Annotated in this window: 33 protein-coding genes and 1 pseudogene; 25 read left to right on the forward strand and 9 right to left on the reverse strand. The window is 36.6% G+C overall.

Features of this window, described 5'->3' with window-relative positions; genetic code table 11:
- Nucleotides 1-160: 160 nt before the first annotated feature.
- The 7 genes from ACP3VS_RS08515 to ACP3VS_RS08545 all read left to right on the forward strand — a co-directional run bounded on the left by ACP3VS_RS08515 (nucleotide 161) and on the right by ACP3VS_RS08545 (nucleotide 4,375).
- Nucleotides 161-817, forward strand: a complete 657-nt coding sequence (locus ACP3VS_RS08515; protein ID WP_332290540.1) for a hypothetical protein — start codon at nucleotides 161-163, stop codon at nucleotides 815-817.
- 121 nt (nucleotides 818-938) lie between these two features.
- Nucleotides 939-1,646 (forward strand): hypothetical protein, encoded by a 708-nt coding sequence (locus ACP3VS_RS08520; protein WP_332290538.1) that lies wholly within the window; start codon nucleotides 939-941, stop codon nucleotides 1,644-1,646.
- A 136-nt stretch (nucleotides 1,647-1,782) separates the two neighbouring features.
- Complete coding sequence (locus ACP3VS_RS08525) at nucleotides 1,783-1,989, forward strand: hypothetical protein (RefSeq protein ID WP_332290536.1); 207 nt, start codon at nucleotides 1,783-1,785, stop codon at nucleotides 1,987-1,989.
- A 52-nt stretch (nucleotides 1,990-2,041) separates the two neighbouring features.
- The gene (locus ACP3VS_RS08530; protein WP_332290534.1) at nucleotides 2,042-2,491 is read left to right on the forward strand and encodes a hypothetical protein; all 450 of its coding nucleotides are present in this window, start codon (nucleotides 2,042-2,044) and stop codon (nucleotides 2,489-2,491) included.
- Between the two features lie 152 nt (nucleotides 2,492-2,643).
- A complete protein-coding gene (locus ACP3VS_RS08535) occupies nucleotides 2,644-3,651 on the forward strand; it encodes an SPRY domain-containing protein (protein WP_281486563.1) in 1,008 nt (335 codons plus the stop codon).
- A 125-nt stretch (nucleotides 3,652-3,776) separates the two neighbouring features.
- Nucleotides 3,777-4,190: a hypothetical protein gene (locus ACP3VS_RS08540; RefSeq protein ID WP_426388544.1), complete on the forward strand. Its 414-nt coding sequence runs from the start codon at nucleotides 3,777-3,779 to the stop codon at nucleotides 4,188-4,190.
- Nucleotides 4,187-4,375, forward strand: coding sequence for a hypothetical protein (locus ACP3VS_RS08545; RefSeq protein WP_332290528.1), 189 nt, complete (start codon nucleotides 4,187-4,189; stop codon nucleotides 4,373-4,375). Before ACP3VS_RS08540 ends, ACP3VS_RS08545 begins: the two co-directional genes overlap by 4 nt.
- Nucleotides 4,376-4,837: 462 nt before the next feature.
- Here ACP3VS_RS08545 and ACP3VS_RS08550 read toward each other — a convergent pair whose 3' ends face one another.
- Nucleotides 4,838-5,068 carry a helix-turn-helix domain-containing protein gene (locus ACP3VS_RS08550; RefSeq protein ID WP_281486562.1) on the reverse strand — a complete coding sequence of 77 codons (231 nt, stop codon included), beginning with the start codon at nucleotides 5,066-5,068 and terminating at the stop codon, nucleotides 4,838-4,840.
- Nucleotides 5,069-5,243: 175 nt separating this feature from the next.
- Here ACP3VS_RS08550 and ACP3VS_RS08555 point away from each other — a divergent pair, with 175 nt between their 5' ends.
- Nucleotides 5,244-5,747, forward strand: coding sequence for a helix-turn-helix domain-containing protein (locus ACP3VS_RS08555; RefSeq protein ID WP_426388545.1), 504 nt, complete (start codon nucleotides 5,244-5,246; stop codon nucleotides 5,745-5,747).
- Between the two features lie 29 nt (nucleotides 5,748-5,776).
- Nucleotides 5,777-6,052, forward strand: a complete 276-nt coding sequence (locus tag ACP3VS_RS08560; protein WP_426388546.1) for a hypothetical protein — start codon at nucleotides 5,777-5,779, stop codon at nucleotides 6,050-6,052.
- 18 nt (nucleotides 6,053-6,070) lie between these two features.
- On the opposite strand, the gene ACP3VS_RS08565 is transcribed toward ACP3VS_RS08560, so the two are convergent.
- Complete coding sequence (locus ACP3VS_RS08565; RefSeq protein WP_426388547.1) at nucleotides 6,071-6,679, reverse strand: hypothetical protein; 609 nt, start codon at nucleotides 6,677-6,679, stop codon at nucleotides 6,071-6,073.
- A gap of 560 nt (nucleotides 6,680-7,239) precedes the next feature.
- Between ACP3VS_RS08565 and ACP3VS_RS08570 the strand changes: the two genes are divergently transcribed.
- From ACP3VS_RS08570 to ACP3VS_RS08605, 8 genes are all read left to right on the forward strand, one after another.
- The gene (locus ACP3VS_RS08570) at nucleotides 7,240-7,719 is read left to right on the forward strand and encodes a hypothetical protein (RefSeq protein WP_426388548.1); all 480 of its coding nucleotides are present in this window, start codon (nucleotides 7,240-7,242) and stop codon (nucleotides 7,717-7,719) included.
- A 44-nt stretch (nucleotides 7,720-7,763) separates the two neighbouring features.
- Nucleotides 7,764-8,432 carry an FtsK/SpoIIIE domain-containing protein gene (locus ACP3VS_RS08575; RefSeq protein WP_281487145.1) on the forward strand — a complete coding sequence of 223 codons (669 nt, stop codon included), beginning with the start codon at nucleotides 7,764-7,766 and terminating at the stop codon, nucleotides 8,430-8,432.
- Nucleotides 8,433-8,655: 223 nt separating this feature from the next.
- Entirely contained in the window at nucleotides 8,656-9,312 is a 657-nt protein-coding gene (locus ACP3VS_RS08580; RefSeq protein WP_197149466.1) for a hypothetical protein, read from the forward strand.
- A 152-nt stretch (nucleotides 9,313-9,464) separates the two neighbouring features.
- Nucleotides 9,465-9,731 carry a histidine kinase gene (locus ACP3VS_RS08585; RefSeq protein WP_099805238.1) on the forward strand — a complete coding sequence of 89 codons (267 nt, stop codon included), beginning with the start codon at nucleotides 9,465-9,467 and terminating at the stop codon, nucleotides 9,729-9,731.
- Nucleotides 9,732-9,961: 230 nt separating this feature from the next.
- Nucleotides 9,962-10,093 carry a hypothetical protein gene (locus ACP3VS_RS08590; protein ID WP_257216143.1) on the forward strand — a complete coding sequence of 44 codons (132 nt, stop codon included), beginning with the start codon at nucleotides 9,962-9,964 and terminating at the stop codon, nucleotides 10,091-10,093.
- A gap of 119 nt (nucleotides 10,094-10,212) precedes the next feature.
- Nucleotides 10,213-10,365, forward strand: coding sequence for a hypothetical protein (locus ACP3VS_RS08595; protein WP_012294057.1), 153 nt, complete (start codon nucleotides 10,213-10,215; stop codon nucleotides 10,363-10,365).
- A 194-nt stretch (nucleotides 10,366-10,559) separates the two neighbouring features.
- Nucleotides 10,560-11,738: an MFS transporter gene (locus ACP3VS_RS08600; RefSeq protein WP_426388549.1), complete on the forward strand. Its 1,179-nt coding sequence runs from the start codon at nucleotides 10,560-10,562 to the stop codon at nucleotides 11,736-11,738.
- Between the two features lie 98 nt (nucleotides 11,739-11,836).
- Entirely contained in the window at nucleotides 11,837-12,496 is a 660-nt protein-coding gene (locus ACP3VS_RS08605) for an MBL fold metallo-hydrolase (RefSeq protein WP_426388556.1), read from the forward strand.
- Between the two features lie 38 nt (nucleotides 12,497-12,534).
- On the opposite strand, the gene ACP3VS_RS08610 is transcribed toward ACP3VS_RS08605, so the two are convergent.
- Nucleotides 12,535-13,701 (reverse strand): Ger(x)C family spore germination protein, encoded by a 1,167-nt coding sequence (locus tag ACP3VS_RS08610; protein WP_099805235.1) that lies wholly within the window; start codon nucleotides 13,699-13,701, stop codon nucleotides 12,535-12,537.
- A 140-nt stretch (nucleotides 13,702-13,841) separates the two neighbouring features.
- Nucleotides 13,842-14,087, reverse strand: a complete 246-nt coding sequence (locus ACP3VS_RS08615; protein ID WP_012294061.1) for a YkuS family protein — start codon at nucleotides 14,085-14,087, stop codon at nucleotides 13,842-13,844.
- Nucleotides 14,088-14,427: 340 nt separating this feature from the next.
- Here ACP3VS_RS08615 and ACP3VS_RS08620 point away from each other — a divergent pair, with 340 nt between their 5' ends.
- Entirely contained in the window at nucleotides 14,428-14,619 is a 192-nt protein-coding gene (locus tag ACP3VS_RS08620) for a hypothetical protein (protein ID WP_012294062.1), read from the forward strand.
- A 53-nt stretch (nucleotides 14,620-14,672) separates the two neighbouring features.
- Here the strand turns inward: ACP3VS_RS08620 and ACP3VS_RS08625 are convergent, their stop codons facing one another.
- On the reverse strand, nucleotides 14,673-15,248 hold the full coding sequence (locus ACP3VS_RS08625) for a TIGR00730 family Rossman fold protein (protein ID WP_031419819.1): 576 nt from the start codon (nucleotides 15,246-15,248) through the stop codon (nucleotides 14,673-14,675).
- A gap of 80 nt (nucleotides 15,249-15,328) precedes the next feature.
- On the opposite strand from ACP3VS_RS08625, the gene ACP3VS_RS08630 reads away from it, so the two are divergent.
- A complete protein-coding gene (locus ACP3VS_RS08630) occupies nucleotides 15,329-15,646 on the forward strand; it encodes a MazG nucleotide pyrophosphohydrolase domain-containing protein (protein ID WP_012294064.1) in 318 nt (105 codons plus the stop codon).
- 75 nt (nucleotides 15,647-15,721) lie between these two features.
- Nucleotides 15,722-16,120 (forward strand): annotated as a pseudogene (locus tag ACP3VS_RS08635) (GNAT family N-acetyltransferase); the annotation flags it as partial.
- A gap of 16 nt (nucleotides 16,121-16,136) precedes the next feature.
- Here ACP3VS_RS08635 and ACP3VS_RS08640 read toward each other — a convergent pair.
- Nucleotides 16,137-16,589: an NUDIX domain-containing protein gene (locus ACP3VS_RS08640; RefSeq protein ID WP_426388550.1), complete on the reverse strand. Its 453-nt coding sequence runs from the start codon at nucleotides 16,587-16,589 to the stop codon at nucleotides 16,137-16,139.
- Between the two features lie 96 nt (nucleotides 16,590-16,685).
- Here ACP3VS_RS08640 and ACP3VS_RS08645 point away from each other — a divergent pair, with 96 nt between their 5' ends.
- A complete protein-coding gene (locus ACP3VS_RS08645) occupies nucleotides 16,686-17,183 on the forward strand; it encodes a hypothetical protein (protein WP_031419823.1) in 498 nt (165 codons plus the stop codon).
- 68 nt (nucleotides 17,184-17,251) lie between these two features.
- Here ACP3VS_RS08645 and ACP3VS_RS08650 read toward each other — a convergent pair whose 3' ends face one another.
- Entirely contained in the window at nucleotides 17,252-18,424 is a 1,173-nt protein-coding gene (locus ACP3VS_RS08650) for a multidrug effflux MFS transporter (protein WP_207890052.1), read from the reverse strand.
- A gap of 366 nt (nucleotides 18,425-18,790) precedes the next feature.
- Here ACP3VS_RS08650 and ACP3VS_RS08655 point away from each other — a divergent pair, with 366 nt between their 5' ends.
- Both ACP3VS_RS08655 and ACP3VS_RS08660 read left to right on the forward strand, forming a co-directional pair.
- Nucleotides 18,791-19,333 (forward strand): GNAT family N-acetyltransferase, encoded by a 543-nt coding sequence (locus tag ACP3VS_RS08655; protein WP_426388551.1) that lies wholly within the window; start codon nucleotides 18,791-18,793, stop codon nucleotides 19,331-19,333.
- Nucleotides 19,334-19,539: 206 nt separating this feature from the next.
- Nucleotides 19,540-20,070 (forward strand): hypothetical protein, encoded by a 531-nt coding sequence (locus tag ACP3VS_RS08660; RefSeq protein ID WP_036166290.1) that lies wholly within the window; start codon nucleotides 19,540-19,542, stop codon nucleotides 20,068-20,070.
- 81 nt (nucleotides 20,071-20,151) lie between these two features.
- Here the strand turns inward: ACP3VS_RS08660 and ACP3VS_RS08665 are convergent, their stop codons facing one another.
- Nucleotides 20,152-20,547: a hypothetical protein gene (locus ACP3VS_RS08665; RefSeq protein WP_012294071.1), complete on the reverse strand. Its 396-nt coding sequence runs from the start codon at nucleotides 20,545-20,547 to the stop codon at nucleotides 20,152-20,154.
- A gap of 189 nt (nucleotides 20,548-20,736) precedes the next feature.
- On the opposite strand from ACP3VS_RS08665, the gene nagZ reads away from it, so the two are divergent.
- Both nagZ and ACP3VS_RS08675 read left to right on the forward strand, forming a co-directional pair.
- Nucleotides 20,737-22,437 (forward strand): beta-N-acetylhexosaminidase, encoded by a 1,701-nt coding sequence (gene nagZ, locus ACP3VS_RS08670; RefSeq protein WP_426388552.1) that lies wholly within the window; start codon nucleotides 20,737-20,739, stop codon nucleotides 22,435-22,437.
- Between the two features lie 274 nt (nucleotides 22,438-22,711).
- Nucleotides 22,712-22,897: a hypothetical protein gene (locus ACP3VS_RS08675; protein WP_036166283.1), complete on the forward strand. Its 186-nt coding sequence runs from the start codon at nucleotides 22,712-22,714 to the stop codon at nucleotides 22,895-22,897.
- Between the two features lie 68 nt (nucleotides 22,898-22,965).
- On the opposite strand, the gene ACP3VS_RS08680 is transcribed toward ACP3VS_RS08675, so the two are convergent.
- Nucleotides 22,966-25,143 (reverse strand): DNA topoisomerase III, encoded by a 2,178-nt coding sequence (locus ACP3VS_RS08680; RefSeq protein ID WP_426388553.1) that lies wholly within the window; start codon nucleotides 25,141-25,143, stop codon nucleotides 22,966-22,968.
- Nucleotides 25,144-25,207 lie beyond the last annotated feature (64 nt).

Below are 25,207 nucleotides of genomic sequence, written 5' to 3' on the forward strand. Positions count from 1 at the left end.
CGGAAATACGCTAACATAAACATTCAAAATAAGCAGGTTCGCTTGTACGTGTAAGCAATTGAGACTACTAAATTGGTAGTCTTTTTTTGTGGTCTATTACGAAATAAGTAGTGCTATTTCTATATTTATAGTACCATTTAATTGGGTGGTGTTATAAATAATGGAATTTATATCGAACAGTTGGTTTATAAGTATTATTGGTGGTTTATTTGTTACTTTTACATGGGAAATAATAAAACTTCTTATGGAAAGAAAAGCTTATAACCGTCAAATTAAACTAGTACAAAATGATTTTTCAGGAATCATAAAAAGTATTATAGGTGAAGAGGAGTTACCAACTTCAACAATCTTAGAAAGTCTTTTAAAAGGTATTGCACAAAAACATAGTGTGAAGTTTAAAGATGTTTCAGAAGTGGGTTACATTTTTCATGCATTAATCGGAGAGGTAATGGAATCGAGTTTTTTGGAGTACAGCCAAAAAGTTTTATTTTGCGAGAAGATAGAGGGGTTATCTAAACGTCTGTCTGAACAAATAAAACTAACGAATGGTTCGCCTTCAACACCAGATGCATTTAGTTATAGTAAACAGCGATTAATTACTCTGATTCCGGTTTTAGGTATTAGCTCAGCAGCATTTTCTTTAATTTTAAATATAGCCAAGACTAATGAAAAATTTAGAAAGTGGGATGATGAACTTACAATATATCTACTTGATAATCCCTTAATATTATTAGGGCTGTCATTAGGAATAATAGTTATAGTGATTTTACCTGTGTATCTTCTAGTAAAGTATAAGATGAAAAAAACAGTTGATTAAAATGTAAATGAATTTTTTCTTCTAAGTCGTGCTCAATACGAGTTGTGGCTTTTTATTATGCTTGTATTCATTTAAATCCCACCATGATAAGATATTCCTAGTAAAATTTGGAGGGAACAAAATGAGGAGAATTATAGAAGCTATACTTTGTATATTTGTAGGAATATTTCTATTTGGAATAATTGCAATCACTTTTCAAGTAATCGGAGAAGATAGCCCTAATAAGGCTTCAATTATCGGAGGGATATTAAGCATGCTTGGAGGAGCAATAGGGGCGTTCGGTGCTTACTTCATTGCTAGAATGCAAATGACAAAACAATTAGATTTACAATATAAAAAAGAAAGAGAGAAAATGATTATAGAAATTAAAATAAATAAATATCAAGAGTTATTAATAACTTATGATAATATTTTGCAGATGTTAAATTTATTGCAAGTCGTACTAATAGATAATATATTTCATATGCGTATGCCAAACATCACAGGAGATAAAGTTAGGGCATGCGAAAATAATATTAGAGTTCAATTAAATGAGGTAAAAATGAATTTACCAAGAATAAATGCTTATATGAGTTATTTTGAAGAAGACGAAATTAAGAATATTCCTGACTTTATTGAAGTAATGCATAAGCTGGAAGATGATATTTACTTATTAATAATACGCGCATGTGATGATCCACATCCTGAGAACTATACTGAAGAAGAGTTTCAAAGGTCAAATAATAATTATAAAGATGAAATAAATGTAATAGTAAATACAACCTATAAAAATGTTTTTACATTAGCAAATCTTATTCAACAAAAAATTGATAAAATCATAAAATCATAATTCTAAAGATTCCGTAATAAGAAAAAAATTATAATTTAGCATTTATTTAACGGGGTACTTTTAATTATGTATTAAAATCCTATTACACAGTTAATCCTTTCCAGTTATGATATAGGTAGATGGGAGGTGATAGTCTATGTCGAATGAATATAAAGTTACTTTATATTTTGATGAAAACAAAGCTCATGAGGTTTTTGATTTAGAGGCTCAAAGTCTAGAAAAAGCTATTTTAGACGTATCTAAAATGATAGAAGATAAAAAAGTAGTTGTGGATCAAGTTAAAAATCGTGCATACGGTTATAACATGGGATATGTCAAAACATTTAATATTGCAGCAAAATAATTCTTAAATAGTCACATCCAACAAGGTGTGGCTTTTTATTCGGAGGAAATAAATGTCTCAAAACAAAAGGTATTATAAAATTTATAACTTTAAAGAAATTTATTCAGAATTTGAATCTCATTTAAAGAAAAATATCAATGAAGATTCAACTGTAAATAATTATATTAAACACAATATGAACAAATACTCTGATGATGAATTGGAGGTTATGAAAGAAAGTACATTAAAATATAGAGAACGAAATTCCTTTGAAGCTACTGTTGGAATTTCTGCTTTAACAGCTATTTTCACCCTATTTGCAATTCTAGTTGCTGCAGCTTTAGCTGCGCCAGGTGATAAGGGATTAGGGGTAAATGGTTTTGGGATAATTTTAATTTTTTTAATTATTTATGCGTTAATGATTGGGCGTATCGCTACAAGATTATTTAAGAAAGAAGCTCAAATTATTAAAACAGCAAATTTGTTGGATATTGCTATCAGATTAAGAAAGCATAAAATTTAACTCTAATTAAATACATAAGTCGGTCTACATTCATAAGAGTGTAGGCTTTTTATTATGCAATTAACTATATTAATGTAATTATTGTAATAAAAATAGTATGAAAGTTTTAATTGAGTTGTTATAATTGTACTATATGGAATAGGAGGAAAAACATGAAAAACATAATTAAAGCATTTTTAGTACTTACTATTGTTTTGCTGAGTTTCAATTTCAATATTCTTAACAACAGTGAGGCAAAAGCAGCAACAGTCGAACAACCAAAGATAACCTTTGATCCAACGCAAGGTAATCTGTCTTTAACTAATGAGAATATGACTGTAAGTGGTGGTAATGGTATTCGTATTCTAAATTCTTTTAAACAGACAGGGAAGTGGTATGTTGAATTTAAGATGGAATTGTCATATTCAAGAATTGGACTTGCTCAAGAAGGAATAACTTTCGGTAGTGGTCATAGTACAAATAAAGATAATTTTTGGTTATATAAAGATGGGAGTATAGGAGGAGGAGCTCTTCCTGGTCGCAAATATAGTGAACCAATAAAAGACACAGATATAGTTGGCATGCTGGTAGATTTAGATGAAGGTAAAGTAGAATTTTCAATTAATGGTGTAAGTCAAGGGATAGTTACAACAGAATTAAAGAGTATTTTTACTAAGCAAATATATATTTATGGAGGGGGAGGAGTTAGTTCTTCTAACACTAGTAGAGTAACAGCTTATGTTGATAGAGAAGAGTTAAAATACCTTCCCGAGGGGTATTCACCATTATCAGAAAAGGACAATGATACTGGAGGTGGAGAAACAGGAGGTGGCGACTCCGAAGGTGGTAGTACAACTAAGGCAAAATTATTCTCAGGAAATAAAGCATTATATAAATTGGACGAAAATGGAAATTTGTTTGCTTGGGGAAATAACAGTTATGGCCAATTGGGCTTAGGTGATACAGAAAATAGATCTCTCTCTACTAAAGGAAAGGTTGCAATTTTTGAACCAGTCTCAGATTTAATTATAGGTGAACGTTTTGTAATCGCATTATGCAAAAGCGGCAATGTATATGCATGGGGAGATAACACAAGTAAATTATTTAGTGACAGTGGTGGTATTATTCAAATACCGATTCAATTTGATGAAGGCATAGGAGCAATCTTCAAAGCTGAATAATCATTTTTATTAAGCATCCTTTGGGATGCTTTTTATTATGTCTTAAGTCCGATGGACGTATCAAATGGACTTTGCGAGTAGGACTATGAATTGTGGAGGGATGAATAATGCAAGTTTGTGAATGCATGAATGACTCGGCTCATGTATTTAAAGGTAGACATTCAGATGGTGTGTCTTGTCCTATTTGTGGAGGACCTGTCTTACCTAAGCCTTATGATGAGAGGAAGGATAGTAACCTTCCGTATTACAGGGGCTTAAAGAAACAATCGTCAAAACGAAAGTCTACAATCACTATTGATATGAATTTCGATGACAAATCTAAATTAAAGTTAAGAGCAATCGCAAAGCATGTTGGAGCAATGGCTGATGAGTTGGATGAGATTGATAACGCATGGCAATGTGACTGCGGTTCAACCGAGTTCGTTGACTTCTATTTAGATTCAAAAGTTATCAGACGTGAATGCGAGAAGTGTAGTGAACAATATGCTATGCACGACGAATCACTTCCAACACGATTAGAAGGTTGTGAATTTCTTTGAATCAAAGAGAACAAAGCATACAACGATTAACTGAAGTCTTTTCAGCAGATCAAATAGGCGCTTTACTAATTGGAGTTTTAGAAGGCATTTCTAAATACAAAGGTGAAGATAAAACAATTTTTGTGAATAGATGGATAGATTCAACTATCAATACACTAACAAAACAATTAGAAGGCAGTGAATAACATGGAACCAATCATTGCTAAGTGTAAAAAAACTTATTGATAAGTCACACCTAGATAACTTCGATGCTGGAACGGGTTAAGGCTAACGCACGTCAACTTTCTTCCAAACAAGTTGCTGATGCAATTGTAAATGGAAGAAAATTCATGGATAAACATACACGTGCTAGAGCTATTTACGATAAAGATCAAAATATTAATGTAGTGTTTATAGGGAATTCAAAAGAGGTTGCAATGGTTTACTTGTGATGGACCTTTAGTTTCAGCAACTTTATCAGAAGCCTCTTTTTCTTCAGAAACTGGTGCCTCTTCCTTAGGCGCTGCCTCTTCCTCACCGCATGCAGTAAGTAATAACGCTTACAATGCTCCAATATAAAATAATTTCTTCATAAATAAAAACCTCCCTTGATATTACCATTTTAGAAAATAACGCAAAGAAAGTATACAAAAAAACAGACAACCTATTTAGTTATCTGTTTCCTCATCATCTACTATCCTCATTAATTCGTTCATGTCAGTTATGCCAAATGCGTTTACTAGTTCATCAATTGAATGTTTGGTGTAGCTTTTAGTCTTGTTATTATAAAGTTCGCTAATTGTACGAGCTGATAGTGAAGTGCGTTCCGCTAGATCCTTCTGTTCCCACTCGCGTTCTGCAAGTAATACTCTCAATCTTAGTTTGACTGTTTTCGCCATTTACTCACCACCGTATTATATTTATTCGTATCTTAATTATAAAATACTTCTTTGAATTACGCAATTTTTATTTGAATTCCGAAATTCGTAAATTTATTATGTATTTAAAGAATTAAATCGTAATTTAAAACCGAATTACGAAATTGAATAACGAACGAAGGGAGTGAAATATAAAATGGCATTCGAATACCTAGCACAATACATAACATTCGATTCAGTAGCAGATATGGATGAGAGTGTAGAGGACCATATGGAGGTTCACTATTACGACTTAACGGAATCAGAACGAGCAATCGTATTTAAACTTGCATCACACAGCTTAGAACACACAGGTGTATGCCACTTAAAAGCGAGTACTATTGCTGCAGCATTAGAGATAAGCACAAAGACAGTTTATCGATCAATGAAGAAATTAACAGGGTTAGGCATCATTGAAAAAGTACCAAGTACTAAATTGAACGGTATAAAAGGGGCTAGTATTTATCGCATTTTACCTTATGTCCCATCGAGCATGTCCCAACGAGAGACAGTCGGTGAAGCTAGTAATGACGGGTTTGTCCTCCACAATCTGAAAACCAACCATCTAGTTCTTTTTATCTTTCTTCTTTTAAAACAAGCAATTTACAAGAAGTATATGAATCAGCACATGCTGAAAAAGAAGCTTGTAAGGAATGGATGAATGAATATCAGGTGATGCTATTTAATTTCATGAATAGCTTGCCACTAGCTGATAACTTGAAAGATGAATTATACAAAGTTGTATTAGCTACTCAGATTCATAGTGCACCAGAGTTTGTAAAAACTAAGAATGTATTATTCAAAATTGCTATGGACATTAAAGAAGGTGTACTAACGGTCACTAGTACATTAAGAGCCGTATTTGTAGGGGCTTATAACAAGGCAGTAGAGTGTTCTAATACGAAGCCTAATAAATCATCATCTATAGAAGAAACTCCATCTAAAGAACGCCCAGTACCTTTTTAGAGGAAAGAGACATTGTTTTTAAACAATATTAATTCCTGCACTTGCGTTGCCAGCAATATCGACAATTTCATTAGGATCTCCCGTTGTCGACGAAATATAAAATACCATTAATAAAAGATTACCTACAGTTACCGGTACTGGCGGGATATTAGCTGTAGCAAAAGTTATTTGTCCAAATGGATTAGGCCCCGTTAGAGGTGGAGTTAAATCAACGCTGGCACTTGTTCCAGTAAAAATATTACTACCTTCAGGTGCAAGGAAAATTTGAGCTCGAATTGTCACAGGTCCATTCAAAATAACCCCATCAAGTGGAGCAAATGTTGCTGAAATTGCTGTGATTTTACCATCACGTGGAACTGCGAAAGCTTCAGTTAAAATGTTAGTTGAATTAATTGTATTACTTATAATAGGTACAAAGTTAAAAGCGGTACTGAATCCTAACAAGCTTGCAATTTGGATTCCCAAAATATCCGCAACGAAAGATAGCGAAATACCAGAGGAAAATGGAATTATCGAGCCTTCAGCAGGAATGGAAACGTTCATACATTTGGCATCATTAGCCGTAAATGTCCCGAACTTATCGCATCTAAATGTCGACGATTCATTATTACATCCACAATTATTCATAGGGTGGTTATCTCCTTTTTTCTCTATTCTATGAAGTTAAGAGTAGGGGAACAAAGGCCATAAACCACATTTACTGAGATTTAACCTATTCAACATAATCGAATTAATAACGGGTTAGAAGAACGTGATAGTCGTAATTAGTAGCAGACAGAATGTCGGTAACTGGCTTGAATGGTGATTGGGTACCCATGGAAAAGGGGTACCTTAGGCATTTGAAGATACTTGCAAATTGCAGGTACCTACAAATTGATTTTCTACCACTGACAATTTGACAGTACTTGAAGTTTAACTGACCAGAATTTTCATATATACCCACTTGCATACCCGATACTGTGCCTGATTGAATGCCACCCTGGTATTGAAGTGAGCATATATGAAATTCAGTTTTACCAATGGTTTGAACTGGTATTTAAGGATGCCCGATACAAGTAACTCTTACTACGTAAGAGAACCTTGACGCTGATATAAAATGAAGAAAGGATGAAAATGTGCTTTTTGAAATTTTAACAACTTCGTGAATGGGTGGAATTGCATTAAAAGCTTTCTCAAAGAGTAGGGGAATGTCCTCTAATGATAGTGGGAAGCTCCAGAGGATAATGTCGCTCGCTGGTTTAAACGTTCGAGATGGCAAGGATACTTTGACCACTCAGCTTGTTAAGAAAAAACAGTATGAATGGGGATGGGAATACAAATTCAGGATCCCTCTTGGACGTTCGTTCACTGATTATGAAGCCAAGCAGCATGTCTTTGAGGATGGTCTGAATAATCGTAGAAAGCATATTACCTTTAATGATTTAAGACAACTGGATTTAAACAAAGACCTTCTTCTGCAGCTACAACAATTGTGGAAGGCAAAGCTTATAGAGCAGAAGGAAATTGAACTATCTTATGATGGTTTATTAATTGTATGTGTGTACGATAAGCCATTAGCGAAGGAAGTGCCATTCACGCTAGGTAAAGGTTGGCGGCCTGTAGGCGTTACTAGGGCAAAGAATGAGTTTAAGTATCATGACTTTGAATTGGTGCCGCATGCGTCTTAGGTGGTGCGACTCGATACGGCAAAAGTAACTTCATCAATTCGATTATTACATCGCTAGTTCATAGTGAACCATCGTCTGTTAACTTCTATTTAATCGACTTAAAAGGTGGAGTGGAACTGTGCGACTATGAAAATATGAAACAAACGATTTCGATTGCATACGAACCATATGAGGCCCATGACACTCTACAGATGGCATATGACAAGATGCGTGAAATACAACGTGATGTAAAGCGACTAGGTAAGAAAAACGTACAACAGACAGAAATAAAAGAACGTTACTTTGTAGTCATTGACGAGGTAGGAGAACTGAATGCAGTAGAAGCAGTCACAAAGGAAGAGAAACGCTTAAAGTTAGAGTGCCAGACGCTTATGTCGCAAATAGCAAGGCTAGGTGCTGGACTTGGATTCCGTTTGGTTGTAGCCACACAGTATCCAGTAGGTGATGTTATACCAAGGCAGGTTAAGCAAAATGCTGATGCAAAACTGTGCTTCAGAGTGCAGTCGGCAGTTGCTTCACGTGTTGTACTGGATGCAGAGGGAGCAGAGGCATTACCAATGATAAAAGGTAGAGCCATCTACCAAACAGCAGATAAACGAGAAATACTTCAAACACCACTCATCACACCACAAATTATCCACGATACTATTCAACCCCATATTGTTACGAAGGGGGAGCGCGTTGAAGAAACAGCTATCCAGCCGAGACAATGATTGAAAATCGTTATTAAATAGAGCTTTTGATTTACACTGAAACTTTATGAAAGTTATAGTTAACTATCAAGCCGATATTTTTTCCAACGAGCCTGTAGACCTTGTGGATTTTGAACAAACACAAGAAAAATGGCATTGTCGAGGATGTAATTTTAGAGAATTATGTGCGCAAAAGTAGAAATGGAGCATCGCCTATTTTCATTTGTACAAGAGGAGGGGGAAAATGATAAGAAATAAAAAGGCGCTTGTTACTGCCATTATCCTTTTAGGAATTTGTATGTGTTTATTTTTCCCATTTCCTAATTATCAAATGCTGAATGCTCGAATTTCTTTTATGTCGTTTCCTATCCTCAAAGATGAGGGCTATGTGTTGCTTGGTATACTTGGTTCAGTTCTCTTTATCCTTGCTGTGATTTTATTGGTCAAAGGTATAAAAAAATTCCATCTGCTTTCGATTGGTGTAGTGCTAATCACCTTTACCTTTTTCCCTTTACTTCTGATAACCATCTATCAAGAGACTTTCGCTAGCGGCATCATGGCGATTTCCTATACAGAGAATGGCGAATGCCAATTTGATGTAGTTAGCCAACATATATTACAGGGGGAATGTCATCTTGAATTACAAAATCGAAGTAATGAAGCGGTGTCATTTGAGCTAGAGTTTTTAGATGATCATTTAACGGAAAAAGGACAGCGTATGGAGTCGCTCATGAATGTAGCTGGTCCTTATTTTGTGACGATTGAGCCTAACCGTAAAAAGTCCATTCATATAAAGGAATTCCTTGATGTATCTGAAGTGCCAAACCATTTTATTCAAGGTGGAGGTTCGTCGTATATACATGTTAAAATTATCGACGGGAAGACTGCACGAATTTTATAAAAAAGTGTTGTTAAAACAGTTGAAGTGTAGGTAGTAGCTTAGGAGTTGCATGTGCAGCTCTTTTTTATTTAGCTTCTGAGCGGTTTAGTTGAATAAGAAATGAAATGATTTATGTTGAAATAATGGAAAAAAAAACCATAAGGGGTGAAGTAATGGTGTTTAGAAAATATTTGAGTATGATTTCATTGTTATTATTTTCTTTGTTCATTCTTTTTGCTTTTATTACCCCCATTGTAGTGAATGGAACCTCTGAAATTGGGGACATTGTGGTCATCTCCTTAATATTAGCGTCATTTCTAGCCGCTCTTTTTAGCCAAAAAGGGAAGTTGAAAATAGTGGCTTTAATTGTTTCCTTGATGCCAGTCCTTTTACTAGTAGGATACCTTTTACTTCCTATATTTTATTTATTAGAGCAATGAGCAGCTCTATTCTTTTTTTGTAGAATAGACCTAGTAGATTGATTAGTATGTGTAAATCAGGCTGCTCTTTTTTATTTAAATGAAAGAACTAGGGATAAAGTTGTCTATATTTTTTTGAGTATGACTCTCTTTTGAAAGGAAATGGCTAGTATAAAAACGAGTTATGAATCATATATAAGAAAAGTAGGCAATAGTATGTACATTTTTAAAAATCATAAGGGGGGATGAATATGGCTAAACAACTAACCATGTTTGAACTTTTGATAACTCCTATGAAAAAAAATCCAGATGATCGTATGAAAAGTGTTGAAAAGCAAAACGTAGTGGCTCCACGTAAGGTGGGGTATATTGTGCACAGATAAGTTCCTAGGTTGTACGAAGTGGCGCTAAATGATTGTGATGGTGGAAAACTGAATTTGCATTTTTAATTATTTTGTATTAGATTATAATGTATTGATATTTCGAAAGGAGGCAAAAAGTGATGGATACTATTTTTAGAATGGCTGCAATGGAAGTAAAGACATTTTTACAATTAGCTGATGTCAATTCAACGGGACCAGTCTGTCTTTTTTTAGCGAAACTTCATATAGAATTCAGCAACCGGAAGCTTTTTGCCCTTGTATTTAATAGATAAAGTTTTTTTAAAATACTCTATGCATTTCCTGACGCCGGTTTTCTGGCGTCTTTTTGCGTTTTTGAAAAAATAATTGACCAAAAAATTTTTGAAAGGGTGAGACTATTGCTGAAAAAGTTAAGGCAATTTAGGAATGTTTCAGTGTGCCAAGCGCTTCTAATTTAAAAGATTAATTAGAAGCGAGGAATTTTAAAATGAATAAACAAACTATTTTTACTTCAGCATTTCTTTTATTATTTATGAGTAACTTTTTAACTTTTATAGGATTTGAAATGTTACTACCTATTCTACCTGCCTATTTGATGAGCTTACATGCTTCTCCCTTTCAGGTAGGGTTAGTGACTACAGTATTTACAATAGGCGCTATTATCATTCGACCTTTTGTAGGCTATTATTTAGTCGATAACAATAGAAAAGGTTTAGCTATGGGGGCAGGCATAACGCTAATGATTATTACAATCATTTATCCCTTTATGAACACGATTTGGCTCATTCTACTGTTACGGTTTTTCCATGGAGCCACATGGGGAGTGTCGACTACTGCAAATAGTACAATGGCGGTGGATTTAATTCCTAAAACTAGATTAGGTGAAGGGATAGGCTATTTTTCTATTTCGACAACCGTAGGAGCTATTATTGCCCCTAGCTTAGGCATTCTACTCTATCATTCTTTTTCTTTCAGTATATTAATCTATTCTTCTTGCATGCTTTGCCTTTTGGCAGTGATAGCACTTCAATTTGTTTATTCGGCTGAACCGGTTAAGCATGAGAAACAGCCATTTCAATTTATGGAAGCAATTTTTGAGAAAGAAGTATGGTTTCAAGCATTATTGACTGTTATGACGACGCTTGGCTTTGGTGCAATTATTACCTTCCTAGTGCTATACGGCGAACAAAGAGGATTAGATCATATTTTTTTATTTTTCCTTATCAATGCAATTGTTTCCACCTTACTACGTCCCTTTACAGGAAAATGGTTTGATAAAACGGGGCCATGGTCTATTATCATTGTGTCAGCAGTAGTAGGGTTTTTATCATTGATAGTGTTGTCTTACGCGACTAATAGTTGGTTGCTTATTATCGCAGCCATCCTGTTCGGAGCAGGCTATGGAACAGTTATGCCTTGTTTACAAACATGGACTGTTCAAAAAGTCAGTGAGGCAAAAAGTGGTGCGGCTAATGCAACATTTCTTTCTAGTTTTGATAGTGGAGTTGGCATTAGTGCCTTTCTATTAGGGCTTTTAGCTGAATGGATGAGTGTAGAGATGATTTTCCGTCTTGTTAGTCTAAGCTTTCTACTTGTTGCTCTGTTCGTTTATATAGATGCTAAGAGAACGAGAAAAAATAATCACATACAGACTACAAAATTTTAAAGTCCATGATGGGGTTGGCAGGAAATTTTAGTCTGAAAGCAGAAACTAAATAGAGGATCACATTATCTCTTCATGTTTGGCAAAGGGGGGCGAATGCTATAGAAATATCGAAAGGCGTAAAGGTACTGGAACTGAATTATCAAGGATTCATGATTCATCCTACGCTTTTGTGGGATCAAGATATGGCTGTTTTAATAGACGCAGGTTTTCCTGGACAAATGGAAGAATTGCGAGAGGCTATGGCACAGGTTGGTGTTTCATTGAACCAGCTAAGGGCGGTCATTCTCACGCATCAGGATGTGGATCATATTGGTTGCCTGCCGGATTTAATAGATACATGTGCACAGGAAATACGAATATACGCGCATGCACTAGAGCAACCTTATATTCAAGGGGAACTACCCTTATTAAAAGATGCACATTTAGAGAATCCTCCTAAGGGGCGAGTGGATAAGACTTTAAGTGATGGTGAGGAACTGCCGTTTTGTGGAGGTATTCAAATCATCCATACACCTGGGCATACGCCGGGACATATTAGCCTTTATTTGACACAAAGCAAAACGTTAATTGCCGGAGACTCGCTATACAGTGTTGATGGCCATATTGTGGGTATCCATGAGCCATCCGTATTAGATTTGGCGGAAGCTCAGGAGTCTTTAAAAAAATACCTAGACCTCGAAATTGAGACGGTTGTTTGCTATCACGGGGGCATAAGTAGAGGAGCGGTCCTGGATCAGCTTCATCAAGTGCTATCATAAACAAGAGACCACTCCAATTATTGGGTGGTCTATTATTGTTATTCGGTAAGAGTTTCTTCAAACGATTTTCGCCCAGGGCTTACTTTGTTGATATGAATATCGATTTTACTGATGGATTCCTTGGTTAAAGGGATTTTGCCATCCTTCTGTATTTTTTTCCATACCTTCACATTGTCACGATAGAGATATTCTGACAAACGAAAGACGTCTGCATCCAAATTTAAGCCTTCCTCAAAAGTAGCCATAATTTCCTTTTTGACTTCTTTCTCCACCTTTTTCCTGACCTGACTCGGTGTCACTTTCCCTTTAAAGCCATTCAAAATGGTGTTAAATTTTAAATACACTTCAAATTTCACTTGATTGTTTCGCACAATCGGTTTGACCTTGACATCTAATTTTTTAATATCAACAGTTAAGTAGTCCCGCTCCTCGCTATTGTCTAATTTTACCGTAATTTCCCCTTGCTTCGTTGCATCATTCATCCATTCAATTCCTCGAGCTGTATTGCCTTTAATAAAGCCTTTGAAACCGTTCTTTGAAAGAATGCCAACACCTGCAAAAGCGGTTTCAGTTTGGGATTCCTTTTCCGTTTCCCAGTTTTGATTGATAGAAATGAATGGGACTTTCATTTCATGATTCGGCTCATTCAAGCCAATAACTAGCTGTCTCAAGTTAACAGGCTCTATAAACGACTCTTGTTTCGAAGTATTTTTAGGATTACTCAATTTGGTAGCAGTCGGCGATTTTTCAAGAATAGGGGCTACTAATAATACTTCATCGATTGGGTCTTGTGTACAATAGACCCAAATATGATATCTTGTTTCTCGAAAGCGTAAAAAAGTGTCGATTATGGGAATGGCATGTTCACTTTCCATTGCTTTTTCCGAGAAAAGGAGAAAGGTCATATGTCCCCAAAAAACTTCTTGGTCCATTGAACGATACAATTTATAAATGGCTTCTTCGATAGTTTTTCCTGTAGCTTTACCGACTTCAGTTGGTGCCGCTTGTGGGTTCGATTGTTCAGTTTTTGCTACGTTGGCGAAGTTCATAAGTTGGATGTACGCTATATATTCATTATCCTTATAATCAACACCAACACCTTGCACATAATACATCCGTTGGGGTTCTGTTACATCCCAACAGCCTGACATGAGTAGTGTGGTCGTAAGCATTAAAATAACAAGCAGTATATTTTTTTGGCTCATATGTCTCCCTACTTTTTAAAGTTCCTATTATTTATTTTGTACAACTAATAGGTGTATTATAAGTAGAGATTATAAGTATGTAAGGAAAAAACCAAATAAGAAAGTGCTGCTCGCCATGTTTACGCGACAGCACTTCATCATTAATGGAAATATTTTTCGACACGCTGAACGACATCGTTAGCTGAAAGCCCATTCGCATCAATGACAGGACCCTTTATAATTGGATCACTAATCCCCATGACGTCTCGGTCCTGACCAGTAATGATGCAGGCATCACATTTTTTAGCATCCTCTTCATTTCGAAGCTGGATGACTTCATAGCCTTTCGCTTTTAAAGCATCTTCAATATTGGATAAAGACTCTTCAACCCCAATAATTCTAGACATAATTTGTCCACCTCCTATAAGTAATGTGCCATTACATGTAGCGCATTATTCATATTATTTTTTTGAACGTGGATCATGACTGTGAAAGTGACAAACTATGATGATGAGAAATCTTCTCTTCGTTATGGTTGCTAATGGTTTGTCTGTTAAAAATTCATTATCTTTCAGATTATGCTTGGCTGGAAATGCAAATTCTGATTGAGCCTACACAACTTTTTTTAAAAGTACAAACTAAAGGATACATGGTACTTCCTCCTGTTACATGAAATATCTTTATCATCCCCTATACTGAGGAATATAGTTACTACATAGTGAACATACATACAAAGGTGGTGAACAGATGGGCATTGCAGAAGTATTGACTATTGTTTTTGTCCTATTAAAGGTAACGGATATTATTACTTGGTCATGGTGGCTTGTTTTATTACCGACCATACTATCATTTAGTGTATATGTAATCATCATGGTGGTGAAGCTCATTATGGTATTGGTAGCTGTATTCGTGGTGAAAAAGCGAGATGCGACGAGATAAAAAAAGGGTGGTAAGCATAGTCGAATAAAAGGATGACTACCCTTACCACCTGATTATTTGCTTAGCTCGTAGGTTTTTATAGCGGGAGGAACAAAATTTTGACATTGATCTAAAAGCGCTGTAGCTTCTGCCTCAACAATTAAGGCTTCCCGATATTGGGCCTTTAAAAATTGTTCCTGTTGCATATGATCAAAAAATGAGATTAATAAATCGAAATATTGTTCAATATTGAAAATGGCGCAAGGTTTTTGAATGAGGCCGATTTGATTCCAAGTAAACACTTCAAAAAATTCCTCTAGTGTACCAGGACCACCAGGCAGGGCGATAAAGCCATCTGCTAGTTCCATCATTTTACTTTTGCGTTCATGCATGGTGTTGACAACAATCAGCTCTGTTAACTGCTGATGAGCAATTTCACGCTCCTCTAACAAGGTAGGAATCACACCAATAACCTTTCCACCTTCCTGTAGCACGGTATTGGCCACTGTTGCCATAATGCCGACGCTTGCCCCACCATAAATAAGGGTAATTTGACGTTTGGCTAACTCTTTCCCTAGCTGAATTGCACCTTCACGATAGGCGTCTAAAGCGCCGATACTAGATCCGCAAAATACTGCGATACTTTTCATTGTTGACTCCTCCATATCTGATGAGATTCTTTTATAGTATAATTTAATTTGAATAGGAAAGAAATGGAGGGGGAACGAAAATGGAGTTAAATGAGTTTCAACATTGGGTAAAGGACTACTATGAAAGCCGCGGGTGGTCAGAGCTTAACATATTTACACGAATTGGCTTTTTAGCTGAAGAAACTGGTGAGGTAGCTAGAGCAATACGAGCATTAGAAATTGGCCGAGATCGACCAGATGAAATTACACCAACCTATGAGGAAAATAAGCAAGAGCTCATTGAGGAGCTAGGCGATGTAATAGGGAATATTATTGTCATTGCCAATCAATATGATATACCACTTGAGGAAATTTTTGTCGCGCATCAGGATAAACTATTGAAACGTTATCAGGATTAGGAGAAACTTCATATCGATACGCATATTTCTATTTTATAAGAACCGTACGATGATTTTACGAATTTTTCACATGATAAAATTCGTAGCTTTAATAATGAGCATTCTCCATATCATCGGGAAAGTAGACAGAAGGGAGCGGTTCGTCCTCTCCATTTGATCGTAACGGATCAACAACAGCAATGGGTCGGTGGTTTGACCGCTGAAGTTTATTGGGGATGGCTGGAAATACATAAATGTTGGTTTCAAGAAGCGTATCGGGGAAAAGGCTTGGGCAGTAAGCTGCTAGCACAGGTAGAAATAGCCGCACAGGAAATGGGTGCTAAGAAGGCTTTGCTTACAACCTATTCGTTCCAAGCTCGTACGTTTTATGAGGAAAGAGGCTATCAAGTAGTGGGGGAAATAAAAGATTATCCGCCTGGCAGTAGCTACTATACAATGGTCAAAACATTTAATGCTAAAGAAGGCTGTCTCTAAAAATAGGCAGCCTTTTCTAATTGATGTCACCTAAATAAATAGTGGTTTGTAGCCCTTGCTCATATCGCTGAAGCTGTGGAATTAATAATTTGGGATATAGTGGGAACTCGTGGAGCCTTGCCACTGAGACCCATTCTGTCCCAATTTGGTGACTATCTGGATTAGTGGGTTGGGGCAATTGCTCATGGAGCTGACATAGAAAATAATATTCTACATGATGAACATCCGCGTCAAAGGCAGCATGCTCATGATTTTTCCCAATATATTCGCGGATAAAAAGAAGCTCTCCAATATGCACAGATGCGCCTATTTCTTCAAGGCATTCTCGTTGGAGAGTCGCATGAAATGTTTCACCATGCTCTTGTCCACCTCCAGGACAAAGATAAAAATGTTCCTCCGAAATTTTATTTTTGATCAGCAAGATTTCACCATCAACGAGGATGATGGCTTTGACAGAATTTCTTATCATAGGAACCTCCCTAGCTTGGTTAATTTTTTATGTCTATGACTAAAACGTTACATGAATGTCTACCTTAATAAAAAGGGGAGATGAAGCGTGTATTCAATGTCCAATTTTAAAATACTTGTTGAAAAACAGACTGAGATTGATACAATTTATCAAAATTGTGATGATTTAATCCAATCAACGGTCACGCCAAAACTAGATGCTGAGGTTGATCATTTTTTACAGCTCGTTGAACAACATCTAACAGAGCAAGGCTTTAACATTACGAAAACTTCCACAGGCCTCATCGCCCATTTTCAAAAGGCGGTCATTAATATCGATAAACATTCTAAGCATCTGGAACAATGCTTTTTTATTAATTTAAATAGCTACGCAGAGGATCAGGTATCAATTGTGTTAGATATCTCACCTATTATGCTACCTAAAATCTCGAATCAGCTTGACGGCTATACGGATATTATTGAGCAAATGACAGATAAGTTAAAGCAAGCCAAAAGTCTTGAGAAAGCCTGTATGAATCCAAAATTCCTTTATAAGACTCAAAGCAATAAGGTGTTTCAATCCGCACAAGAAGTTGTGGATCACTATTTTCAATAAAAAAGAAGCCACCCTGTAAAACAGGGTGGCATTTTTGTTTTAGTAGATAAGATGCCCGCTAACATCCATTATCGAATATATTTTTTTGCACTTAACCACATCATGGTCGTTAATCCCAAGAAATAAAGTGGCATCGTCAGCAAGGATTCATTGTGAAGCAAACTCATACCATATGTGATCACACTGACAAGCAAGTAATAGCCGAGACTAAAGATGGCGCCTGCTGTTCCAATGACGTCCTGAAAGTTTACTAATGCTAGACTTAAACAGTTAGGAAGAGCAATGCCCGAGCCTAACAGCAAGATAAAAACTGTACCCATAATGCCTATGGCTAGCATACTTGTAGGCAATGGCAAAGTACAGACAATTATTAAGAGGAAAGTCCCTATCAACATCACCGAACAACCTATATGAATAATTTGTTGAGGTAAACGTGTGGTGATAAGTCGCTTAGAAATCATAGCCCCTATAATCGAGGCCAATGCTACGATGATGCCAAGAAAACCATAGAGACCCGGCGTCATCTGAAAGTAATCAATGAAAATAAAAGGTGCCTCCGCATAATAGCTAAATAGTACACCGTTAATGCCCCCAATGACCAAACCGTAGACAAGAACGGTCGGGGAAGCGAAAATGCGTTTGACGACAGGCCAAATCGCTATTCTTTGCCTAGCAGTTGGTTGCGTCGTTTCAGGTAACCTAACAAAGGCATAGCTGAACAACCATATACTCATGACCACTAGGACAAAAAATACTGCCCGGAAGCCAAGTGCTTGATCCACCCAGCCCCCAATCAATGGTCCTACCGCAGGAGTAAACGCAATGACTGCGGAAATTTGTGCAAACATTGCATGTCGTTTATGACCGGCTACACTTTCTCGCAAAATGGTTTGCGTAATAATAGAGCCAGTAGCAGCACCGAATGCTTGAATAAAACGACTTACAATGAGAAAGGAGATTGTGTCCGCAAAAAAACATAATGCGCTCCCGATTCCATAAAAAACTAAACCGCCTAACATGGCAGGTCTTCGGCCAATAAAATCAGAAATCCATCCCCAGCTAAAAACACCGAATGCAAATCCAATAAAATAGATGCTTAAGGTTAATTGGACAGAACTATTGGATACACCAAGTGCATCTGCAATGTCCGGTAGAGATGGTGTATAAATGGTTTCACTAATTTGTGGGAACGCCACAAGAACAATCATTAACAATAAAGATGGTACAGCCTGTTTTTTCAACATATTGCCCTCCTACAAGCAAATTCTACTCTGTTAGTGACAAGTAGAAAGCGTAGCTAGGGAACCGGCGGGACCATTATTAGAATACGTTCATAAGATAGCATGTTGAAATCACCTTTATATGCTTAATGTAGGAGTGCATAGTCAGCTTTCTATTATAAGCTATTTTATAAATTTTATATAGTAATATTTGTTATTTCTATTAAAATTTAAGAGAAATGACTTGTGCAAAAAATGGGAATTTCATAAGATGGAATAAATATATTTTTTTGTAATAGGTGATAGTATGTATCGATCATGGTGTATGAGAAGTCGCCTTTATGCTTGAGATTAAAGGATATAGAAGTGGCGAAGGGGGGAAGAAGGATGTTTCTAAAGTTAGAAACAGATCGACTAAAATTAAGAAAACTGACGCAGGCTGATGTACCTGCCATTTTTCATTGCCTTTCCAATGTGGAGGTAACACGCTATTATGGGCAGGAACCTTTTATTGAAAAACAGCAGGCTGAACAGTTAATCAAGCTTTTTGACAAAAACTATGAGGAAAAGAGAGGCATACGGTGGGGTATTGAGCGTAAAGAAACTGGCGAAGTCATGGGTACGATTGGTTATCATTTATGGTCTGCTCCACACAAACGAGCGGAAATCGGCTATGAAATCCATCCAGATTACTGGCGACAGGGATATATAAAAGAAGCCATTCAGCAAGTAATCGCCTATGGCTTTGAACACATGAATTTACAGCGGATTGGGGCTGTTGTGTATATAGAAAATGAAGCATCCAATCAGTTACTGCTGAAGCTAGGTTTTCAGCAAGAGGGAATTCTAAGAGACTATATGGTGCAAAATGAAAAAGCATATGATACGTTTATCTATTCTTTATTAAAAAAAGAAGTAGCCACTAGGTAGATTGATGGAATAACAATTCTTAACAATTAGGCGCAATTCTGCAACAAGAATTGTGCTTTTAATCATGACAGGAGCCGTATTCTTAGACTATATGTGAAAGATACCGTGAACAAATGTACGTAAGCGAACGGCAGAGGAAAAAGATTTGAATGTCGTTATTTTCATTAAATGTATAATGTGGTGCTTATTAATAAGGAGTGATACAATTGAAAATTTATCCTGATTGCCCTGTTATTGCTAAGTCAATAGAGGTTGGTGGACTAACGAAATGGCAGCTAATTCAAAAGTTACAAGAGCATTCTATCTCGATGAATCATTACGGAGAGAAATTATTATCTGATGATAAATTTATTACTTCTGAAAGAAAGTATAGCCTAAAAATTGTTGAACTTGCTGTTAGAAATCTTGGTTTTCCTGATGGAGCCACGATGCCTCAGCTTATTGAACAAGCAAACAAACTTGGCTTGGATTTATGTCCTCTTGAGGTCGGACCTTACGTAAGACTTGCATATTTAGACCAACCTGAAAGTAAATCAGGGAATCCTCAACAACAAAATCGAGCGCCTTCTGGGTCCATCACAATTGCCTCAGAAATCGTAAGTGATGAGGAGGATTTTCCTAAAGGATTTTACATTAGAAAAATAGATGGAGTACTTTGGCTACGTGGATATCTTGCTGACGACTTGCATGTTTGGAATCCTGATGATCTATTTATCTTTCGTAATCATTCAGAATAATTCAATGTTGGCAATTAAAAATCAAGATGAGGAAATAACAGAAATCCCCCTCACTGTTTTAATGATGAGGGGGGATGTTAATTATTTAACTAATGCTAGCAAAAACTGATCGCGATCCGATTCATCCTGCATTTTACTATCCACTAACATTGCACCTGATTGAACATTTGTCCTATCATTGTCAACAAGGAATTGCACATTGACCTTTGCAACCTTATTATTAACGGAGCAATCTCCTTTGAACTCGACTACATCCTGTCTTTTTTGTGTTTCAAAATAAACCCAATAGGGATTTTCGCAGGCAGCAGCAAAGCCATTTTCTAAAGTTTTTGTACTATTTTCATAAGTATAGTTTTTTACATATGTAATATATTCATTGTCAGTAATATCCTTTTGTGGACCATAGAAGTACCAAAATACCCCTAAAATGCCGATTGGTACAATCCACAATATATTCCTTTTACTCAATTTTCCCATACCTTGCCTCCCCCTTTATGAGAATATTTTAACATTTTCCTTCGTATTTTTGCTAGCTTACGATAATATTTTCTAAAGAGTGAATCGTTTCTGTTGATTTCACATGCTTTGTATTCATTCATTAGATATGATAACGTTAGCTGGTAGAATGATTTATGATTCTTAGGGTTGGATTGAGGAGGTTTTTTCATGCATAAAAGAAGACGTGGCTTGCTCCTATTTCTTGTGCTGGTTTTAATGGGTTTGCTCTTTTTTATCGGTATGAAGATGCGACCAGCCACACAAACGACTAGAAATTCGGAGTCACCCCCAGTCCAGGAGCATAGCGATTATGCAACTGAGGGCGGCGATACCGGAAATCTTGACGTAGTCATTCAGGATATTGTCAACCTAGCAGGAGAAGGAAAAGTACCTGATGTGCCATTTGTCGCAGGGGAGTCAGATAGCCGTACGGTTCATCAGCAATGGGGGGACCCTCAGCAAGTAACGGAGTCCGCTAATGGACAATACGAGGATTTTCTTCAACAAGAGATAACGATTGGCTTTCAAAGTACAAAAGCTTTCGATATCCGTTCATTTAAAGCAGATATAAGGAATATTCATTTAGCAGATATTAAAAATAAATTGGGCGAGCCTGATGAGGTCCGCTATTATCAGGACACAAAGACCAATCAAATTATTTTAGTGTATCAGGTTAACGACCACTATCAACTAAAGTGGATTTTGCCAAAGCCGACTGACGGTGATGCCAATCCTGCTGTTCATCACATCTCTGTCTATACAGCAATAACGGATGATATAGCAGAGACAATCAACCAGATGACATTGGATGAAAAGCTGGGTCAAATGATGTTTGCCGGTGTTTCGGGCACATCACTTCAGCAAGAGACAACGAGTTTAATTCGTGATTACAAGGTTGGAGGATTGATTCTTTATGCCAATAATCTTGAAACACCACAGCAAACAGTCTCACTGATGAATGATCTAATGGCAGCGAACGGGACTAATCGACTACCATTATTTTTGGGAACTGACCAAGAAGGGGGCAAAGTAGTCAGATTACCAGGGCCGTTAAAAAATTTCCCAACGAACCAAAAGATTGGGCAAATCAATCAAGCACAATTCTCCTATGAGATTGGTCAATTATTAGGGGAACAATTAAAGGCATTTGGCTTCAATCTAGACTTCGCCCCTGTAATGGATGTGAACAGCAATCCGAACAACCCGATTATTGGTGATCGTTCGTTCTCTAATAAGCCTGATATCGTTAGTCAATTAGGAATTCAGACTATGCAGGGGTTAGAAAGTCAGCAGGTAATTCCAGTCATTAAGCATTTCCCTGGTCATGGTGATACATCAGTAGATTCTCACTTAGAGCTACCCAAAGTGTCGAAAAGTCTAGACGATTTAACTAAGCTAGAACTTATTCCATTTAAAGCGGCGATTGATAAAGGCGTTGATGTGGTTATGGTCGGTCATATTTTATTACCTAAAATCGATCAACAATACCCTTCATCGATGTCAAAGGAAATTATTACTGGGATTTTAAGAAATCAGCTTGGCTTTGATGGGGTTGTAATGACTGACGATATGACGATGAAGGCCATTACGAATCATTTTAATATTGGGCAAGCTGCTGTAGATTCTGTGAAGGCGGGTAATGATATTATTTTAATTGCCCATGAATTCGCCAATGTCACAGCGGCCATAGATGCATTGAAGGCAGCCGTAAAGAACGGGGAAATCACAGAGCAGCAAATTAATGACAGTGTCCGTAGAATCATTCAGCTGAAAGAAAAATATCAGCTTGTGAATCAGCCAGTATCAGCAGTTGATCTTAATAAGCTCAATGCACATATGGACCAAGTATTAAATACGTATTTGAAATAAGAGGGAAAGGGACATACATATCGATATGTATGTTCTTTTTTTGAAGGGTAGAAGAGGATGAGCGCATGGATCAGGTATTTACATTAGCTAGTCAATTGACGAACCACACCTTGATAGTGTAACTATTAAGGTGTTTTTAGTTTGGTGGCGGATAGAAGTGTTTATAACTTAATGAATATGTAAGGAATGAGTAAGAAAAAAGTGATGACTGATAGATACAATGAAACTAGATTAAAACAAATAGTTTGATGAGAAGATAAGGAGGCAATAGGAAATGGGCATGATGATTGGGATTATTACAGGTGCAATAATAGGGGGTGTTTTATTAATCATCAGCTTCATTTTATTTTGGATAGGCAAGAGAAAACAGGAAGAAAACCGATATGCGCTATGGATGATGCTTGCAGGTTTATTAGCGCTAATAACCTCTGGAAGCAATGCTTTAACATATTTCTTTTGAGGTAGTGGGAAAGAAAGGGCGATATAAATATATCGCCCTTTGAAGTGCCTTCCCGCCTAAATGCTCTATTATTGAGGAAATTTAAAATGTACGCTTTGTTCTTGTTTATCCCAAATAAGATGCGCATTGAAGGTTTTTTGTCCCTTCTTAAACCCTTTTATCATGTCTGTTTCACCAGTGGCTAGTAGCTTTCTTACATTCGTCTGTGAAATGGTTTTACTAAGAATTTTCTTGGACACAGAAAATTTACAGTTTGCAGCTTTATAGTTTGAACAACCGTAAAAAGTTCCATGATCTATAATAGAGCCATTACAAAGAATACATTTTCCGACAACGGTTTTTTCTTTTTTATATTTCTTTTGATAAGGATTATTGGCACTGATTTTTTCGACTTCCTTTTGATCGAATGTCCATGCTTTTTCGCGTTCATGTGCATCGGTAATCAATTTGTAGGTAAGCTTTTTTACTTGCTCCATAAATGCTTGGGGAGAAGCATGTCCTTCACCAATTTCAGCTAGTCGCTGCTCCCATTTTGCCGTCATGGAGGGTGATGTTAATAGGCTGTTTTCACCGAGCGCTTCAATTAATAGCATACCTTTAGACGTAGCAAATACTTGATTTTTCTTTATTTCAATGTACTGTCGATCTTTGAGTGTACCAATAATACCCGCTCGTGTTGCTTCAGTCCCTAAACCTTCTGTTTTAGACAAAACCTTTTCTAATTCCGCATCATCAAGATGTTTACCAGCTGTTTTCATCAATGTAATTAAATGACCTTCTGAATATCTATTAGGTGGCTGTGTTGCCCCTTGTTTAACGCTAGCTTGAGCCACAGTTCCTAGCTCATTTTCATGAAGCAGGGGAAGCATTTCTTCCTCTTCTTGAGATGAACTATCTTTAGTTGGATAAATGACTTTACGCCAGCCCTCCTCGATTTGCTCCTTCCCCTTCGATATGAACTCTGCTCGTTTATCGACAAGCGAATGAATGGTGGTGTAAGCAAAAATGGCATGGTTATAATGTGCTGCAATGACTTGTCTAGCTACTAAATCGTAAATCTTCTCTTCTTCCATGCTTAGCTTACTAAGATTAGGCATCTGTTCTGTCACAATGATTGCATGGTGGTCCGTAACCTTTTTCTCATTTACATATCTTTTGTTATGCATAATGGAGTTTATTGGGGGAGGCAGAAGGTTTTTATATTTATCCATTTTGCTCAAATTGTTTAATATAGTTGGTAGTGTTTTGGCTTCTTCGCTTGTTAAAAACTGTGAATCAGATCTTGGGTATGAAACTAAACCTTTTACATAAAGCTTTTGTAAAATATCAAGAGTTTTTTGTGGTGAAAACTTATAAGCCTTATTTGCTGTAGCCTGTAACCCTGACAAATTAAATAAAAGAGGCGGTGCGTATTCCTTTGTCTCTTTAATTATTTTTGTGATGTCTACATTTTTATGTAGACAGAAATTAGCGATGGCTATCGCTTGTTTTTCTTCCAATACTCTTGACATATTATTTTTGTGCCATTTTGCTTTTAGCATCTTACCTGCAAAATGAAAGACTGCTTCGACTTCCCAAAAAGGCTCTGATTTAAAATTCGCGATTTCATGTTCTCTATGAACAATTAATGCAAGGGTTGGGGTTTGTACTCTGCCAATGGAAAAGACATCTTTGACACCGTTTTTCTTAAGTAGGACCGTATATAATCTCGACGTATTAATACCAATTAGCCAATCTGCACAGGAACGACTTAAAGCTTCGTAATAAATATCCTTCGTTTGTGCTTCAGGTAGTAAATTAGAGAAGCCATTTTTTACCGAGTTTTCGGTTAAGGATGATATCCATAATCGCTTCATCGGTTTGTTTACACCGCATACCCTCAAAATGGTACGAATAATTAATTCCCCTTCACGACCCGCATCTCCACCGATAATAATTTCCTGAATGTCTGCTCTTTTAACTAGATTTTTGATGATAGTAAATTGTTTATACTTAGATTTAGAGACTTTATATTCAAATCGATCGGGGATAATGGGTAATGTTTCCAACTTCCACTTTTTCCATGTAGAATCATATTCTTCGGGTGTTTTTAATTCACATAGATGCCCAATTGCCCATGTGATAATTGCTCCATTTGGGAAATATGAGTTGGCTTTGACTTCAAAATATCCTGTCTTTTTAGTAAAAGAAAAGGGAGCAGCTAACTTGGCAGCTTGGTCTGGTTTTTCTGCAATTACTATTTTCATCTATCATTCTCCTGTTAATAATCATTCCAACTCTTGTCATATCATTATAAATTAATATTCAGTA

The sequence above is a fragment of the Lysinibacillus sp. VIII_CA genome (assembly GCF_049943995.1).
Taxonomy (GTDB): Bacteria; Bacillota; Bacilli; order Bacillales_A; family Planococcaceae; genus Lysinibacillus; species Lysinibacillus pinottii.

Coding starts and splice junctions, on each gene's coding strand:
- nagZ (WP_426388552.1), top strand. CDS start 20,737: ATGCATAAAAGAAGACGTGGCTTGCTCCTATTTCTTGTGCTGGTTTTA.
- ACP3VS_RS08560 (WP_426388546.1), top strand. CDS start 5,777: ATGAATAGCTTGCCACTAGCTGATAACTTGAAAGATGAATTATACAAA.
- ACP3VS_RS08570 (WP_426388548.1), top strand. CDS start 7,240: ATGTCCTCTAATGATAGTGGGAAGCTCCAGAGGATAATGTCGCTCGCT.
- ACP3VS_RS08615 (WP_012294061.1), bottom strand. CDS start 14,087: ATGTCTAGAATTATTGGGGTTGAAGAGTCTTTATCCAATATTGAAGAT.
- ACP3VS_RS08535 (WP_281486563.1), top strand. CDS start 2,644: ATGAAAAACATAATTAAAGCATTTTTAGTACTTACTATTGTTTTGCTG.
- ACP3VS_RS08520 (WP_332290538.1), top strand. CDS start 939: ATGAGGAGAATTATAGAAGCTATACTTTGTATATTTGTAGGAATATTT.
- ACP3VS_RS08665 (WP_012294071.1), bottom strand. CDS start 20,547: ATGGGAAAATTGAGTAAAAGGAATATATTGTGGATTGTACCAATCGGC.
- ACP3VS_RS08630 (WP_012294064.1), top strand. CDS start 15,329: ATGGAGTTAAATGAGTTTCAACATTGGGTAAAGGACTACTATGAAAGC.
- ACP3VS_RS08645 (WP_031419823.1), top strand. CDS start 16,686: ATGTCCAATTTTAAAATACTTGTTGAAAAACAGACTGAGATTGATACA.
- ACP3VS_RS08680 (WP_426388553.1), bottom strand. CDS start 25,143: ATGAAAATAGTAATTGCAGAAAAACCAGACCAAGCTGCCAAGTTAGCT.
- ACP3VS_RS08580 (WP_197149466.1), top strand. CDS start 8,656: ATGATAAGAAATAAAAAGGCGCTTGTTACTGCCATTATCCTTTTAGGA.
- ACP3VS_RS08625 (WP_031419819.1), bottom strand. CDS start 15,248: ATGAAAAGTATCGCAGTATTTTGCGGATCTAGTATCGGCGCTTTAGAC.
- ACP3VS_RS08600 (WP_426388549.1), top strand. CDS start 10,560: ATGAATAAACAAACTATTTTTACTTCAGCATTTCTTTTATTATTTATG.
- ACP3VS_RS08655 (WP_426388551.1), top strand. CDS start 18,791: ATGTTTCTAAAGTTAGAAACAGATCGACTAAAATTAAGAAAACTGACG.
- ACP3VS_RS08595 (WP_012294057.1), top strand. CDS start 10,213: ATGGATACTATTTTTAGAATGGCTGCAATGGAAGTAAAGACATTTTTA.
- ACP3VS_RS08585 (WP_099805238.1), top strand. CDS start 9,465: ATGGTGTTTAGAAAATATTTGAGTATGATTTCATTGTTATTATTTTCT.
- ACP3VS_RS08525 (WP_332290536.1), top strand. CDS start 1,783: ATGTCGAATGAATATAAAGTTACTTTATATTTTGATGAAAACAAAGCT.
- ACP3VS_RS08530 (WP_332290534.1), top strand. CDS start 2,042: ATGTCTCAAAACAAAAGGTATTATAAAATTTATAACTTTAAAGAAATT.
- ACP3VS_RS08555 (WP_426388545.1), top strand. CDS start 5,244: ATGGCATTCGAATACCTAGCACAATACATAACATTCGATTCAGTAGCA.
- ACP3VS_RS08590 (WP_257216143.1), top strand. CDS start 9,962: ATGGCTAAACAACTAACCATGTTTGAACTTTTGATAACTCCTATGAAA.
- ACP3VS_RS08640 (WP_426388550.1), bottom strand. CDS start 16,589: ATGATAAGAAATTCTGTCAAAGCCATCATCCTCGTTGATGGTGAAATC.
- ACP3VS_RS08610 (WP_099805235.1), bottom strand. CDS start 13,701: ATGAGCCAAAAAAATATACTGCTTGTTATTTTAATGCTTACGACCACA.
- ACP3VS_RS08515 (WP_332290540.1), top strand. CDS start 161: ATGGAATTTATATCGAACAGTTGGTTTATAAGTATTATTGGTGGTTTA.
- ACP3VS_RS08565 (WP_426388547.1), bottom strand. CDS start 6,679: ATGAATAATTGTGGATGTAATAATGAATCGTCGACATTTAGATGCGAT.
- ACP3VS_RS08675 (WP_036166283.1), top strand. CDS start 22,712: ATGGGCATGATGATTGGGATTATTACAGGTGCAATAATAGGGGGTGTT.
- ACP3VS_RS08540 (WP_426388544.1), top strand. CDS start 3,777: ATGAATGACTCGGCTCATGTATTTAAAGGTAGACATTCAGATGGTGTG.
- ACP3VS_RS08620 (WP_012294062.1), top strand. CDS start 14,428: ATGGGCATTGCAGAAGTATTGACTATTGTTTTTGTCCTATTAAAGGTA.
- ACP3VS_RS08550 (WP_281486562.1), bottom strand. CDS start 5,068: ATGGCGAAAACAGTCAAACTAAGATTGAGAGTATTACTTGCAGAACGC.